General features: G+C 36.4%; 17 protein-coding genes and 1 pseudogene. 7 read left to right on the forward strand and 11 right to left on the reverse strand.

All coding sequences use genetic code 11. The features are described from left to right. Positions 1 to 395: 395 nt before the first annotated feature. Positions 396 to 569 carry a helix-turn-helix transcriptional regulator gene (locus V192_RS21190; RefSeq protein WP_082265985.1) on the reverse strand — a complete coding sequence of 58 codons (174 nt, stop codon included), beginning with the start codon at positions 567 to 569 and terminating at the stop codon, positions 396 to 398. Between the two features lie 268 nt (positions 570 to 837). On the opposite strand from V192_RS21190, the gene V192_RS0107215 reads away from it, so the two are divergent. The 3 genes from V192_RS0107215 to V192_RS0107225 are packed head-to-tail and all read left to right on the forward strand — an operon-like array spanning position 838 to position 2,774. Beyond that, positions 838 to 1,167, forward strand: coding sequence for an ArsR/SmtB family transcription factor (locus V192_RS0107215; RefSeq protein ID WP_025870372.1), 330 nt, complete (start codon positions 838 to 840; stop codon positions 1,165 to 1,167). A 1-nt stretch (position 1,168) separates the two neighbouring features. Next, positions 1,169 to 1,882, forward strand: coding sequence for a type 1 glutamine amidotransferase domain-containing protein (locus V192_RS0107220; protein WP_025870374.1), 714 nt, complete (start codon positions 1,169 to 1,171; stop codon positions 1,880 to 1,882). Further along, positions 1,860 to 2,774, forward strand: coding sequence for an NAD-dependent epimerase/dehydratase family protein (locus V192_RS0107225; protein ID WP_025870375.1), 915 nt, complete (start codon positions 1,860 to 1,862; stop codon positions 2,772 to 2,774). Before V192_RS0107220 ends, V192_RS0107225 begins: the two co-directional genes overlap by 23 nt. Before the next feature lie 101 nt (positions 2,775 to 2,875). On the opposite strand, the gene V192_RS0107230 is transcribed toward V192_RS0107225, so the two are convergent. Next, positions 2,876 to 4,021 (reverse strand): ArgE/DapE family deacylase, encoded by a 1,146-nt coding sequence (locus V192_RS0107230; protein WP_025870378.1) that lies wholly within the window; start codon positions 4,019 to 4,021, stop codon positions 2,876 to 2,878. Between the two features lie 228 nt (positions 4,022 to 4,249). Between V192_RS0107230 and V192_RS20870 the strand changes: the two genes are divergently transcribed. Then, a complete protein-coding gene (locus V192_RS20870) occupies positions 4,250 to 5,599 on the forward strand; it encodes a MucBP domain-containing protein (protein ID WP_025870380.1) in 1,350 nt (449 codons plus the stop codon). A 56-nt stretch (positions 5,600 to 5,655) separates the two neighbouring features. Here V192_RS20870 and purR read toward each other — a convergent pair whose 3' ends face one another. The 4 genes from purR to V192_RS0107255 form a co-directional block, all read right to left on the reverse strand. Next, positions 5,656 to 6,483: a pur operon repressor gene (gene purR / locus V192_RS0107240; protein ID WP_082265986.1), complete on the reverse strand. Its 828-nt coding sequence runs from the start codon at positions 6,481 to 6,483 to the stop codon at positions 5,656 to 5,658. Between the two features lie 261 nt (positions 6,484 to 6,744). Next, entirely contained in the window at positions 6,745 to 7,587 is an 843-nt protein-coding gene (locus V192_RS0107245) for a metal ABC transporter permease (RefSeq protein ID WP_025870385.1), read from the reverse strand. Next, positions 7,560 to 8,240, reverse strand: a complete 681-nt coding sequence (locus tag V192_RS0107250; RefSeq protein ID WP_025870387.1) for a metal ABC transporter ATP-binding protein — start codon at positions 8,238 to 8,240, stop codon at positions 7,560 to 7,562. Before V192_RS0107250 ends, V192_RS0107245 begins: the two co-directional genes overlap by 28 nt. Before the next feature lie 76 nt (positions 8,241 to 8,316). Continuing rightward, positions 8,317 to 9,285 carry a metal ABC transporter substrate-binding protein gene (locus tag V192_RS0107255; protein ID WP_025870389.1) on the reverse strand — a complete coding sequence of 323 codons (969 nt, stop codon included), beginning with the start codon at positions 9,283 to 9,285 and terminating at the stop codon, positions 8,317 to 8,319. 227 nt (positions 9,286 to 9,512) lie between these two features. Between V192_RS0107255 and V192_RS0107260 the strand changes: the two genes are divergently transcribed. Beyond that, entirely contained in the window at positions 9,513 to 9,764 is a 252-nt protein-coding gene (locus V192_RS0107260; protein ID WP_025870391.1) for an AbrB/MazE/SpoVT family DNA-binding domain-containing protein, read from the forward strand. Between the two features lie 397 nt (positions 9,765 to 10,161). Here the strand turns inward: V192_RS0107260 and ispE are convergent. Both ispE and V192_RS0107275 read right to left on the reverse strand, forming a co-directional pair. Continuing rightward, positions 10,162 to 11,012, reverse strand: a pseudogene (ispE, locus tag V192_RS19615) (4-(cytidine 5'-diphospho)-2-C-methyl-D-erythritol kinase). 175 nt (positions 11,013 to 11,187) lie between these two features. Beyond that, positions 11,188 to 11,574, reverse strand: a complete 387-nt coding sequence (locus V192_RS0107275; protein WP_025870393.1) for an ATP-dependent Clp protease proteolytic subunit — start codon at positions 11,572 to 11,574, stop codon at positions 11,188 to 11,190. Positions 11,575 to 11,615: 41 nt separating this feature from the next. Here V192_RS0107275 and rarD point away from each other — a divergent pair, with 41 nt between their 5' ends. Beyond that, complete coding sequence (gene rarD / locus V192_RS0107280; RefSeq protein WP_025870395.1) at positions 11,616 to 12,485, forward strand: EamA family transporter RarD; 870 nt, start codon at positions 11,616 to 11,618, stop codon at positions 12,483 to 12,485. Between the two features lie 222 nt (positions 12,486 to 12,707). Here the strand turns inward: rarD and V192_RS0107285 are convergent, their stop codons facing one another. After that, complete coding sequence (locus tag V192_RS0107285) at positions 12,708 to 13,307, reverse strand: flavin reductase (protein ID WP_025870396.1); 600 nt, start codon at positions 13,305 to 13,307, stop codon at positions 12,708 to 12,710. 97 nt (positions 13,308 to 13,404) lie between these two features. Here V192_RS0107285 and V192_RS0107290 point away from each other — a divergent pair, with 97 nt between their 5' ends. Beyond that, a complete protein-coding gene (locus V192_RS0107290) occupies positions 13,405 to 14,106 on the forward strand; it encodes an ArsR/SmtB family transcription factor (RefSeq protein ID WP_025870398.1) in 702 nt (233 codons plus the stop codon). Positions 14,107 to 14,180: 74 nt separating this feature from the next. Here the strand turns inward: V192_RS0107290 and V192_RS0107295 are convergent, their stop codons facing one another. After that, positions 14,181 to 14,426, reverse strand: a complete 246-nt coding sequence (locus V192_RS0107295; RefSeq protein WP_035011021.1) for a Veg family protein — start codon at positions 14,424 to 14,426, stop codon at positions 14,181 to 14,183. A 133-nt stretch (positions 14,427 to 14,559) separates the two neighbouring features. Then, positions 14,560 to 15,045: a sigma-70 family RNA polymerase sigma factor gene (locus V192_RS0107300; RefSeq protein WP_239644600.1), complete on the reverse strand. Its 486-nt coding sequence runs from the start codon at positions 15,043 to 15,045 to the stop codon at positions 14,560 to 14,562. Positions 15,046 to 15,157 lie beyond the last annotated feature (112 nt).

Genomic DNA, 15,157 nt, shown 5'->3' on the forward strand with positions numbered 1-15,157 from the left:
TTTTTATAAATAGCAAGTACCTCTCTCCTTTTTCAATACGGTATTTTCGTATTGGCATTCTACCAATTGGTGCTTGCAAACATATTTACTAGAATCGATCACTACCATACGTTTCACCATTTGATCTAAAAAGGCAGCCAAGTCAATGCGCATACAAATGGATAAAAATCAGAAACAGATAAATAAACAGTTCTTTCGTTTACCCGATTGAATGGCGCAACGTAACGATTGATTTCTAGTTCATCTGTAGTCTTAACGATCCGTCTGGCGGAAGATGGGTCGTTAAGTAAAAAATCGCAGGCCTGCGGAACCTGCGCATTTCAAATAGCTGTTTATTCCTTCAGAAACACCCAACCATTTTTTTACTATCACAAGATAAACAGCTGTTTGTTTTATTACTCATCGTGACTCACCTGAATATTGTTTAACTGCTTTAGAATATCGCTATTCGGATGACTTTTTCCATTTTCCCAATTCGAAATACTTTGTCTCGTTACATATAATATATCTGCTAATTCTTGCTGTGTTAAATGCAATTGTTCCCGTTTCTTTTTTACTTCTGTAACCATCGTCTTCTCCCTACTTGTCATACTATACAGTCATTATAGAGCTTTTTTTTTATAAAAAACAATAGCAATTTTGAATCGATACAATTCATTTTTTGATAGTTAATAGGATGAATGAAGATCAATGGACAAGACATATATATTAACGACTCCCCCCTTAGAAAAATAACTTCATTCTGAAGGGATGCGGATTGTTTGACAAAGCTTCGTCCTTTTGGTTTAATAGTTTAAACCAACGAACGATAAAAATAAAAAAACTAGGAGTTTACCTATGAATAAAATGACCGAATTAAAAGAAAGCTTCGCCGCACTTAGTCCCTTTTTAACCGCTTTAGGTGACGAAAAACGCCAAAAAATCATCCTTCGACTGATGGAAGATCAAGCTTGCCAAGGATTGCAAGTTCCAGATTTAATTGAAGCGTCCGGCTTATCAAGACCTGCTGTTTCTCATCACTTAAAAGTATTAAAAAATGCCAATATTGTTGATTATCGACGAGAAGGCACGAAAAATTTCTACTATTTAACCCATGAATTAGGAGAAATCAATCAATTGAAACAGCTAATAGAACAAATCATTGATTTTACAGAAAAGAGGAAATAAATTGAAGAAAGTATTGATCGTAGAAACAAACGTCACTAGATACCAAGGAACCAAAGAACCTACAGGCTTATGGTTAGGTGAATCTGCTGAGTTTGTAGATGAGTTAAACAAAGCTGGTATCGCCTATGATTTTGTCAGTCCAAAGGGCGGTTTTATCCCATTAGACCCTAGAAGTATGAAATACACGGATGAATCGATCTTAAGCGTGTACGAAGATCCAAATTTTGTTTATCGAGGATTAACGAATACCCTAAAACCAGCTGAAGTAAATGCCAACGACTATTTTGCGATATATTATACTGGCGGACATGGTGTGATGTGGGATTTTCCAGATAATCAGGAACTACAAACGATCGCTAAAGAAATTTATACAGACAATGGCTATTTAGTTTCCGTTTGTCATGGCATCGCAGGTTTATTAAATATTAAGGACGATAATGGAAACTATCTTATCGCAAATAAAGCCATTACAGGTTTTACAACGACTGAAGAAATAATTGCTGGAAAAAAATCTGTTGTCCCTTTCTTAAATAAAGAGATTGCTGAAAAAAATGGTGCAACTTTTAAAAAGAAACGTTTTTATAAAGATTATGCTATAAAAGATGGACGAATCATCACTGGACAAAACCCGTTCTCTGTTCGTTCTGTCGCAAAATTACTATTGAATCAAGTAGATTTAGGAGGAAATGACCATGCAAACAATCTTAGGAAGTAATGGACAAATCGGGCAAGAACTCGCCAAGGAGTTGCACAAAAATTTTACTACAGATCTTCGCTTAGTGAGTCGTAGTCCTAAAAAGGTCAACGAAAGCGATCAACTTTTCCCAGCCAATCTGCTTAATTATGAAGAAACGAATCAAGCAATCGCTGGAAGTGAGATTGTCTATTTTACCGCTGGACTTCCAATGGATAGTCACATGTGGGAAGAACAATTCCTCATAATGATGGCAAATGTGATGAAATCTTGTATCGAAAATCAAACGAAATTAGTTTTTTTCGATAATACGTATATGTACGCCAAAAATAGTACCCCTCAAACAGAAGACAGCCCCTTTCAACCAGTAGGCAGAAAAGCAGTTGTACGAGCAAATATGGCGCAAATGTTACTTGATAAGATGAACGCTAAAGAAATAGATGCAGTTATTTGTCGCGCACCTGAATTTTATGGCCCTGGTAAAACACAAAGTATCACGAATACCATGATTTTTGAGAACATAAATCAAGGGAAAAAGCTTCGAGTTCCTCTCAGCGATTCAAGCTTACGAACACTGATTTGGACACCAGATGCCAGTCGAGCAATGGCTTTGATCGGAAACACCGAAGATGCTTACGGTCAGACATGGCACTTACCTTGTGATGGTAGCAAAAGTTATTCTGAAATAATCAATTTATCCGAACAAATTTTAAATAAAAAACTTCCATATACTGTTCTAAAAATGTGGCAATTTAACTTAGGACGTCTGTTTAGTCCTCAATTGAAAGAATTAAAAGAGCTGCTTCCGCGCTATCAAGAGGATAATATCTTCGTTTCAGATAAATTTAAACAACGGTTTCCTGAATTTAAGATCACAACAATGGAAGAAGGAATCCGGCAAATCGTTTTATAGTTGTTTGTTTTTTTCTAAATTAAATGAACTTAAATTATATAAGAAAAGATCTAGAATCGGACGTTCCCATTCTAGATCTTTTGTCTTTTATCAGATGTTCATTAAGCTAGATAAGTCGTTGCCATTTCTTTATAAATATCCACCATTTCCAAATAGTTATCAACATCCACATATTCATCCACTTGATGCGGTGTTTCATTTCCTGGACCAAAAATAATCACTGGAAATGTTTGTTTGCCTTTTGTAAATTCAGCGGCATCCGTCGTTCCAGATACGCCAACCATTGGAATATCCACATTGACTTGTTTTTTCGCTACTTGTTGGGCAATTTTTGCGATATCGGAATCTTTTTCGCTTTTCACTGAAATTTTATTGGCTTCAATGCTCAATGTTAAATGATACGTATCTTTTTGGTTTAACTCATCGATCAGTTCATTCATTTTTTTGATAACAAGGTCATTATCATAATTAGGGATCGTTCTGATATTTCCTTGAAGACTTGCTTCACTTGGGATACTATTGATTTGTTCTCCACCAGAAATCATGGTTACATTATAGATAAAATCACCCAGCACTTCGTCTGTGTGAATTTCACTACGGAATAATTCGTTGGCTCTTGTGTAAAAGTCATTTAAATGATCGATTGCATTTACTCCTAGTTGGGGCATTGAGCTATGAGCGTTCTTACCTTGAGACTCCACTTTAAAATTGATCGATCCTTTATGCGCATAAACGATACCAGCGTAGCCGGAAGGTTCACCAATTACCATTGAGGTCACGTCATCCACATAGCCTTCTTTGGTTAATTGTTCTGCACCTAATTCACCAACTTCTTCACCAACTGTAGCGATCAAACGCAGACGACCGTTGAACGTTGCTTGTTCCTCTTTTAATTCAATCATTGCAATAGCCATTGCAGCTAAACCACTCTTCATATCACAAGTGCCGCGACCATACATTTTCCCATCACGAATTTCAGGTTTAAACGGATCCGATGTCCAATCAGCTTCATTCCCTGCTGAAACGACATCCATATGTCCAGAAAAAGCTAAGACTTTTTCGCTATTTTTATTACCTATTTCAACAATTAGGTTGTCACGGTCTTCGTCATATTCTAAAAAGCTTGAGTCGATGCCATGTTTTTTGAATAGCTTGCTTAAATACTCAGCGACTTCTTTTTCATTGCCGTTGACTGATTTGATTGCAACGATGTCTTTTAGGATTTGGATTTTTTCTTGTTTTTCCATTATGTTGGCCTTCTTTCATTTGATTCATTCAGCTTTTGATCGTGTGTGAAAAACTGGATAAATTTGCTTACAGATTAACTATACACCTAATTTGGGATTTCGTTAAATAAAAGAGGTTTATTTTATTCTGCCCTTATTTATGAAAAGATTCACAAAAAACTTCATTTTCATTTGTTTAATATATAATTAATAGATAATAATAAATAAATAAAAGAAAGAAGATTACAAATGAAAAAAATTGCTAGTTTCATAAGTTTTTTTGCTATTTTGCTGATTGTAACCTGTTTTCCCAAAACTTCATACGCAGTAGATCAACTGGTTTTTGAAGGACCAACATTAGATACTCCCTATGCAGGTCAAACTCAAATTTCTGGGTACCTTGTAGCATTCGGAACCTTACCGTCTGGTGAAAAGGTTCCTGTAAGTAAATTTGATGGTGCAGCTTGGATCACGATCAATGGTAAAACGTATAATGGAACAACTGCTGGAAATCAGATGTTTGATTATACCGTTACAAAAATTGATGACGAAAAATATGCTTTTACGTTCAACCTTCCAGACAATATCATTTTAAAAGAAGGGGACAAGATAAGTACTTTTGTGATTCCAGCAACTGTAGAAAATCCTTCAAATTACCCTCAACTGTCTCACAAATTTTCTGGAGAGTACATCGTTCAAAAGAAAGCTGATCCACTCCCCGGTGAAGATGTCTTGGTTACATACCTAGATGAACAAGGCACTGAAATTGCACCTAAAAAACCAATCAGTGGCATGGTAGGCGATCTTTACGATGCTACAACTGCCGAGTACAAACTGACTATTGACGGTTACACCTTAGACGAAACAAAATTACCTACAAATGCGACTGGAACCATAAGCCAAGTAAGTCAAATCGTTACCTACACGTACCAAAAAAATCTAGTCAAAGCTCATGATGTCACTGTGCGCTATGTTGATGAAAAAGGCGATCAACTAGCTGATTCAAAAACGATCAGCGGGTCGCTTGGCGAACCTTATGATGCCTCAACAGATGCCTACAAACCAATCATTGACGGCTATACCTTGGATGAAACAAAACTGCCTACAAATGCGATAGGAACACTAAGTGCCCTAGATCAAATCGTTACTTATACGTACCAAAAAAATCTAGTCAAAGCACAAGACCTGACCGTTCGATATCTTGATGAAAGCGGTAAAGAACTCGCAGCATCACAAACCATTAGCGGCTTGATCGGTACACCTTACGATGTCTCAACGGCTACTTACAAATTGATCATCGATGGCTATACTTTGGATGAAACGAAATTACCCACAAATACTATCGGTACTCTAACTGGTGAGAAGCAAACCGTTACTTACTACTATGTTTCTAATAAAAAATCAGATCCACCGATGAATATAAACCAAGCAAACTCTGGAAAACCAACGACACAAAAAACAACCTCTTTAAAGAACAGCAAGAGCTTTCCTAAAACAGGGGAAACTGCCACACAATCTATTTTATACCTTGGTGGATCATTGATTCTCTTAAGCGGACTTGCTTACCTAAGAAAAAATAAAACAACTAAGTCACAATAATATGATTGAAAAAAACAAAAAAACCAGCTCATCATTTCTGATAGCTGGTTTCAATTCTATTCGTCAAAATAATTCCCAGGAACGACATTGATCGTTTTCGTACGTGTGTCTACATCTTCCACATAAAGCAATGATGTGTAATCTTCAATCGCACGCTGTCCCTTAAATTTAGACTCCGCAAACACAGTGATCCCAACAAGCTCTGCCTCAAATTCTTCGATAAGGCTCTTCATTCCGTTAACGGTTCCGCCGCCTTTCATGAAGTCATCCACGACCAACACTCTAGAACCACGCTTTAAGCTACGCTTTGATAGTTCCATTTTTTCGATCCGTTCAGATGATCCAGAAACGTAATTCACACTAACTGTTGAGCCTTCTGTGATTTTTGAATCACGACGAACGATCACAAATGGAACATTCAAATAATACGAAACAGCTTGCGCGATCGGTACACCTTTTGTCGCTACTGTCATAACCGCATCGATTTGTTCACCTAAATATTTAGAAGCAATGATTCTCCCAACTTGGCGCAACAATTCCGGCTGTCCTAATAAATCAGAAAGATAGACATATCCTCCCGGCAACAGACGATCTTGCTCTGATAAACGTTCACACAAAGCCAATACTAATTCTTTTGATTCCTCATAAGGAATTTCAGGGATAAACCGAACACCGCCGGCTGCTCCTGGAATGGTTTCAAGAATTCCTGTACCTCGTTGTTTGAATGTTTTTTTGATGATCGCTAAATCTTCACTGATCGATGATTTAGCAGATTTATAGCGCTGGGCAAAATGGGTCAAAGAAACCAATGTATGGGGATGATCCAACAAGTACTGTGTCATATCAATCAATCGTTCGCTTCTCCGAATTTTAGAATCTGTCACTTCTTCTCCTCTTTCCTTTAAGGGTTGTTATTCATTTGAATAATTGCTATCCCTTATTTTTTTATAGGTTCGTTATACATTATTTTTCAACAAGTAAAATAAATGATACTTCCTCATGATCTATCGTTCCCTATTATAGGGTGTTTTACAAAAAAAATCGAGCATTTTTTGAAAAAAACGAAAAATAGTTCGCAATTTAAGAAACAAAAAAGAAGATAAGGAAAAAATCTTTCGTTTTTCCCTTACCTTCAGCTAACTTATTTATGCTTTTCTTTCACTCATTTTTCTATTTCGTTGCATCGTTACAACGACTTTACGGACAATACTTACAAGGATAAATAAAGCGATAAAAATCAAAGTGATGCTGGCACTTGGCGGTGTTTCTAAATAATAAGATCCCGTCAATCCTGTTAGCATGCCGATCAATCCCATGATCACACTAATAATAATCACCGTGTTAAATCCTTTACCGATCCGCATCCCGATCGCAGCTGGTAAGACCATGATCGCTGATATCAATAAGGCTCCCGCAATCGGAATCATCACCGCAATTGCCACACCTGTGATCACATTGAATAACATCGACATCCAGTGGATCGGCAAGCCATCCACATGGGCCGTATCTTCATCAAAGGTCAACACATACATTGGACGTTTGAATAAGACAAACAAAATCACTAATACCACAAACAAAACCGCTAAAATAATGACCTGCTGCCATGTGATCGTCACGATCGAACCAAATAGATACGACTGGATACTGGCCGCTGAATTCCCTCCGCTAAGGTTCATCAATACCAGAGCTAAGGCAAGTCCTCCAGACATTAAAATCGCAATCGAGATTTCCGAGTACGTACTATAAATCATTCGCAGATATTCTAAAATAATTGCAGCAATGATCACGACAACCAATGTCATGATATCTGGATTCCAATTTAAGAAGAATCCCAAAGCAACTCCGGCGAGCGATACATGGGAAAGAGTATCCGCCATTAAAGATTGTCTTCTAATCACAAGAAACACGCCTAACATCGGCGCAATTACTGAAATAAACGTTGCCGCCAAAAAAGCTTTTCTCATGAACTCATATGAAAGCATCTCCATTGTGAATCCTCCTTCCGAACTAAACGAATTTGTCGATCTGCATAAGATTTGATATCTTCGTGATCGTGGGTGATCATCAAAATTGCTTTACCATGATCATGTGCATTGTGCTTTAACAGGCGATAAAATTCGTTTCTAGACGTTTCATCCATCCCTGTTGTTGGTTCATCTAAAATAAATAAATCTGGGTCTGTCGCAAAAATACGAGCTAAACTGATCCGTTGTTTTTGTCCACCGGAAAGTTCTCCGATCCGTTTATGGCGCATGTCCCACATGCCAACTGCTTTTAACGCTTTTTCTACGTGTTGATGATCTCTTTTTGTTAGTGGTTTAAACCAACGATTACGCGGAAAACGTCCTGAACGAACCAGCTCGATCACTGTACTTGGAAAACCAGCATTAAATGAGGCCACTTGCTGAGGGATATAACCAATACTCAGTTTTTTACCTTCAGTATTTTCTTTGGCAATCGTGATTGTCCCTTTCGTTGGTTTCAACAAACCCAAAGTACTTTTGATCAATGTTGATTTTGCTGCACCATTTTCCCCTGTTAGAATCACAAATTCTCCGGGATCGACATAATAGGAAACATCTTCTAAGACTGGCTCATCATCATAATAAAACGTGAGGTCTTTGACTTCTAGATAATGCATGACTCTACTCCTTCTTCAACCGTATAAACTGCTTAAATCGGGAGAAAAAACTGTCCGTCTTTTGTCCCGATTCTCTTTACTTAATACTTTTTTTCAACGCTTCAAGATTAGCTTTCATCACTGAAATATAATCTTCCCCTTGATCTTGTTCTTTTTGGGTAATGCTTTCTAACGGATTAAGGACCGCTAATTCTACATTTGTTTCACGTGCTAATGTTTCTGCAACTTTTGATGAAGCTGACGTTTCAAAATAAATCACTGAGACATTGTGTTCTTTGATGTATTTTTTCAGCTCAGCTAAACGACTTGGTGAAGGCTCTTGATCGGGCGAAATTCCTGCAATTGACTCTTGTGTCAGACCGTATTGTTTCGCTAAGTAGCCGAACGCTGCATGTTGCGTGACAAATGTTTTGTTTTTAGCATTCGTAAATGCTTCTTTATATTCCGTATCTAACTCTTTTAATTTTTCAATATAAGCTGTAGCATTTTTCTCAAAGGTTTCTTTTTTATCTGGGTATTTTTTAACTAAGGCATCACGAATTGCTTCAACTTCTTTTTGTGCTAAAACTGGATCTAACCAAACATGAGGATCTAATTCGTGATCATGATCATGTTCGTCATGGTCAGCTTCTTCACCATCATGATCGTGCTCATGAGCCGCACCTTCCATTAAATCGATCGAACCTGCAGCTTCCACAACAGCAACTTTTTTCTCGTCAACGTTTTCTAAAACATCTTTGACCCATGTCTCTAATTCATGACTGTTGTATACAAACACATCTGCATCTGTGATTTTAGCAATATCTTTGGCACTTGGTTCATAATCATGAGGCTCTGTTCCAGCTGGGATCAATAACTGAACATCCCCAGCATCACCGACAACATTTTTAGCAAAATCATACATTGGGTAAAAGGTTGTCACGACTTTTATTGTATCACTTTTTCCAGAATTGTCTTGCTCTTTTGTTTGCCCGCAAGCAGTTAATGTCAGCATCATTGCTGTTAAAAAGAATCCTACAATATATTTCCAGCTATTTTTTCTCATCTCTCTTATCCTCATTTCGATTTGTCTTATTCAAATCGTAATATTTACGATTTATTAGCAAGAACTAATTTACCAGAAGGAAAAGAGAACGTCAAGAGAAAACAGAAAAAATATTTTATTCCTATAAAAAAACATTTCCAATTGTTCGATAACGTTGATCCAAAATACTTCTTCTTCAAATATAGTTATAGCCACGTTATACCATTTGTAGAAACGGAGTGATTTTTATGCATAAAATCAAAGTTAGAAAAATAGGAAATTCCCTAGGTGTAATTTTACCTAAAGACAGTGGAATCGTTGAAGGCGAATCTTTGGTTTATCAAAAAATAGGGGATATTATTCAGTTAGATTTGTCTGAAGCACAAAAAAATTATGATAGAAATCTAATTGAAGAAAGCTTCGCAGACTTTGAAAAAGGTAATATTGTAACGGAAGCTGAAATGATGGAAGAATTCAAAAAATATGGTTGGGGAAAATAAGTTATGGTTACTTTTTCCGTTGAGTACACTGAAAGCTTTCGCCTTAGCCTTAGAGAAAATATTCGAGAATGGTCTGAAGACTATTTATTTACTGATGAAAAAAATAACAACATTTGTTCAGTCCATCTATAAATCTATTGAACTAACAAAACTATTTCCTGAAATGCATGAAGAAATATCCGAAATTTACAATTTCGACAACCCCGCTTATAGAATATTAATTGGAAAAAATTATGCACTATTCTATCGTATCAATGAATCAGAAAGAACAATTAAGATTGGGAATATGTACCATCAAAAACAGATGCATCTTTCCTTTTAACCCTCTTATACCTAAAGAACCACTCAATTGAGCGGTTTTTCTTTAGGATCACAGTTCCAATATTTTCTTTTTCGTTTACTTCAACGTCCGCACAATATAGACTTCATCACAAAAGCCCTTTAAACCATTATAAATCCGTTGTGCTCGTGTCTTCTTCTCACATAGAGCAAAAACAGTTGGGCCACTGCCGCTCATTAGCGATGCGTCTGCGCCATATTTCATCATGCGATCTTTGATTTGTTGAATCACTGGATGACGTTTGATTGTCACACCTTCTAAAGCATTACCGATCTTTGTAGTCATCAACTGATAATCATCCGTTTCAACTGCTCGCTTCAACCCGGTAATATCAGGATGTTGAATACTGTTAAACGATAAACTACTAAAAATCGAGCTAGTAGAAACACTCATCTTGGGTTTTACTAAAACGACCCAGCACTGCGGCATCGATGGTAAAAACTCGATTTTTCCCCGCGTCCTGTAACAAAGGCTGTCCCGCCATGAATACAATAAGGAACATCAGAACCGATCTTACTCCCCAATTCAGCAAGCTCTTCTAATGACAATCCTAAGTTCCATAACCGATTCAATCCTCGAAGAGTCGCAGCACAATCACTGCTACCTCCAGCTAAGCCTGCCGCTACGGGTATTCTTTTTTCTATGTAAATTTTAACTCCTTGATTAAGATCAAACGTGTTCTTCAACAATTCTGCTGCTTGATACACGTGATTTCTTTTATCCACTGGTAAAAAGGAGCTATTTGTTTCAATCACTATTTCATTTTTTGGCAACAGCTCAAAGGTCAGCCGATCAGCCAAATCTACGCTAGCCATGATCATCTCTAATTCATGATAACCATCTTGTCTTTTATAGAGAGCATCCAACCCCAAGTTGATTTTTGCGGGCGCTTTTTCTATGATTTCCATTCTTTTTCACCTATTCTAATCCATTACCTAACCATCTTCACAATCTTTTAAATTCTACCATATGTTGTTAGAGAAGTATATATTAGATAAAAAATTGAGACGCTTTTCAAATCCAACACAAAAAGAACCGTATATGGCTTCATAGCTGAAGGAAATTCGGCTGCCTTTTTAGTGATTAAGCAAACTCGCTTCTATGTGTGATAATTTTGCTAACAATTCCGTACTCAAGAGCTTCTTCAGCATTTAACCAGTAGTCTCTAGCTGTGTCATTTTTGACTTGCTCAATATCTTTACCAGTCTCTTTAGCTATAAGCTGGTTGATTTTCTCTCTTGTGCGGATGATTTCTTTAGCAGTGATCTCCATATCGCTAGATTGTCCTTGTGTTCCACCTGAGAGCTCATGAATCATAAAACGATTATTTGGTAAACAATAACGCCGTTCTTTCTTACTGGATAAGTAGATAAGCGCTCCAGCACTAACCATCCAACCTGAACCAATAATGTTCACTTTTGGTTTGATAAAATTAATCATATCTCGATGAATATGGAGATATTTATCCATTATAGTTAACTCTATATTAGATAAACCCGAAGGAGGAAAATATGAAAAGAAATAAAGGTGTTCTAAGCGGTATTCTAGCTTATATTATCTGGGGAGTACTTCCCTTATATTGGAAAACGGTAAAAAATATTGATTCAAGGGACTTACTCGCCTATCGAATCATCTTCTCCTGTATCGTCCTTATTGGAGCAGTATTGTTACTTGGAAAAACCAAAGAAGTCATTCAAGAAACCAAAATCCTATTTAAAAGTAAAAGCAAACTTGCTTATCTTCTGTTAGGAGTTACTCTAATTTCAGCTAATTGGTTATTATTTATTACTACTGTAAATGCTGGCAATACCCTCGATGCAAGTTTAGGCTACTATATCAACCCTATCCTTAGTGTTATTTTAGGAATCTATCTATTAAAGGAAAAAGCGAGCCATTTTATTTTAGTCGCTGCTGGATTTGGTATGGCAGGCGTTATTTTATTATCTATATATACTGGCCATATTCCGCTTAATGCGTTATTAATTGCTGGAACATTTGGCTTTTATGGGCTAACAAAGAAAAAAACAACGATTTCATCTCTAACTAGTTTATTCTGGGAAACGTTGCTACTCAGCCCCATCGCTTGGTATTACTTGCACTTCTACGCAGAGACAAGTTATTTTACTTATCCTGTTTCTGAGCAATTTTTATTGTTAGTATCTGGTATCCTGACTGTGATTCCACTATTTCTTTTTTCGATTGCAAACAAAAATAGCGACTATGTCACACTAGGTTTTATTCAATACATTGGTCCTTCAATCATGCTATTTCTAGCAATATTCATTTTTGGCGAGCATTTTTCAACTATTCAATTGTTAGGCTTTGTCCTTATTTGGACTGGTATTGGCATTTATCTATGGTTTACAAAAAAAGAGGAATAAGTGGTAGAAAAAGAAGTGACGTTTTAGGAAATAGACATTTCTGTCCCAAACTCGATGAAATTCAGTAAACAAATAAGGTGTGGGACAAAGCTAAAAATCAGTTTTGATGTACGCTCAAAACCGAATAAACGGCGAGACAAAAGTAGCTCCTTCGTAAATTCCCTCTTATTTCTCGGAGCTAAACACTTTTGTCTCGGCCTCATCGATTATTTTCCATCGGTATTATTCAAGAAATTCTTGGAATCGAAAATTCTTACCTAAATGTTTATCAGTGGTGGCATATTCCCTAAATTTATAAATCAACGGATGCCATTTTTCCACATTAATATGAGTTTCATCTGCTAAAATTTCTTCTGAGACATGAATTGCTTTCACTTTTGTTTCAACTATAGCATAATTTTTTCGTACGTTAATATCGGTAACACACGCTTCTATTTGAATAAGGCATTCTGCTATACGTACAGTAGAAACTGAAATACCAGCTAATTTGGAAAATTTTGCCAATCGAAACTTATTCTCGCAATAATCGTACCCTAATTGCTTTTTATAGTCAGGTACCGTAGGGTTTCCAGTTTTTTTTGCAATTTTTTCAATCTGCTTCCATATGCTTTGATCAGCCATATTCAGCGTTAGATCACTACCAATTTTTAAGTTGTGAAATCCTTGATTATCCAATCCTATACCTAAAACCACTGATTGATCAAGTGTCCATGTTGAACTGATCGGAGTTAAATCATCAGAACCAGTCTCTTTATTTCTAGTTGTCATTAAAACAACTGGAAAGCCGTAGTAGAAAGAATTTTTATTGAGTTGTTTATACATATTTATCACCTCTTCTTATAAGATGTAAATAGTATATAATAAGGATATCTCGATGCAGATTGAGTTATTCAATGGAATTGAAAGGGAGGGGATATAGATGCAGGGATTTCCTGATATTGGTCAAATAACGAAAGTATTGAGCGATGAATCACGGATTCAAATCATAACGATTCTAATGGACAAACGGTATCATACCGTTCACGAGCTTGCTAAGTTAGTACATATCAAAGATCATACAGCCTCTTACCATTTGAAAAAAATGGCTGAACTGGGTTGGCTTACGTTTCATAAACAAGGACGACATGTCTATTACTGTCTATCCAATGATGAGATTGCAGAATTAATGGAAAAATTAATGCACCTTAGCCCACTAAAACCTATTACTTCATATAATAAAAGTACAGAGTATAAACAGCTAAAAGCGGGCCGAAGTTGTTATTGCCATCTAGCTGGTGAATTGGGTGTACAGTTTTTTGATCAGTTATGTCTGATGCAGTTTCTGATTTTAGAGAATGATCAGTTATTTCTTACTCATTCAGGAGAAAAATTTTTTTCGGACTTGGCTATTAACATACCAGATTTAAAAAAGAAACCAGGTATATTCGCAAAACCTTGTCTTGATTGGACTGAACGAAAATTTCATTTGGCTGGGAATCTAGGAACAGCTTTTTTCAATGAATGTATTGCCCATGAGTGGATAATTAAACATCCGCAAAATCGTAGTATCGTTTTAAGCAAGCATGGCTCGAAATGGTTTCACTCATTCATTGCCTTAGAAAATAAAATTTTGCTAGAGTAGATAAGTCTCATCTATCGAAAAGAGTAGAGCCAAAGCGAAAACGCTTTAGCTCTACTCTTTAAAATCAATAAATTTCAGACTGCTTCACTGATAAATTCAATCTCTACTGTGCGTGTTAACACATCTGAATAACTATAAGAAACTCGTTCAAATGAGTTTTCATCTGGATCTAAATCTACTACGAAGACAGATGGATACGTTTCTGTCAAAATACCATTACGTTCTGTTTGACGCTTTCTGCCGGTCTGAGCAACTAATGTGATTTTGCTGCCGATACGACATTCTAGATCTTTTTTAATGGAAGCTAAAGTTGTTGGCATTGCATTCACCTCAAATGTCAGTATACCACATATTAATAAAAATAACAAGTTTACCATAGCAGAAAATTAAATGCAACTAATTATAATTTATAAATGGATAATTATTTGATGTGAAAAATGGCAAAATTCTCATCTAATCATAAATTATTGCTTTTAGTTTCCTTTTTGCCCGATCATATGCGCTTCTAACCGTGATTTCACGGCTATCTGTATCTTTAGCGATCTCTTCTAATTCTTTACCATTCATGTATTCTTGAAACGTAGTTCGTTCAAATGGCGATAGCATGGTCGGCAACTGCTCTAGCTTCTCCCGAATGATCATTTGCTCTAACACATCAGTCTCTTCTATCCCTATGTAATCGAAAAACGACTCTCCCTGATTCTCCATTTTTTGATCTAAAGAGACCGACTGTGTATCGATCGTTCGCTTGAGTGCACATTGTTTTCTGACTAAACTACGAATATGATTTTCAAAGTTTGACTTAAAAAACTTCCCAATTGATACATCGTGCACTTCTTCATATTTTTCTAACGAACGATGAAAAATAATTCGGCCTTCCTGCAACCAATCTTCTCGATCAAAATCTTTCAGATAATACTTTTTTTGAAACTTATACACTACTGGATGATATTTCTGATACAAACGATCAAACTTACTGTGTCCCCTTTTAAAATGTCTTGATACTTATTCATTACCAACCTTCTCCTTTCAAGCATTCTACCAAAATGCT

This window comes from Enterococcus crotali, from assembly GCF_000633635.1.
Classification (GTDB): Bacteria; Bacillota; Bacilli; order Lactobacillales; family Enterococcaceae; genus Enterococcus_L; species Enterococcus_L crotali.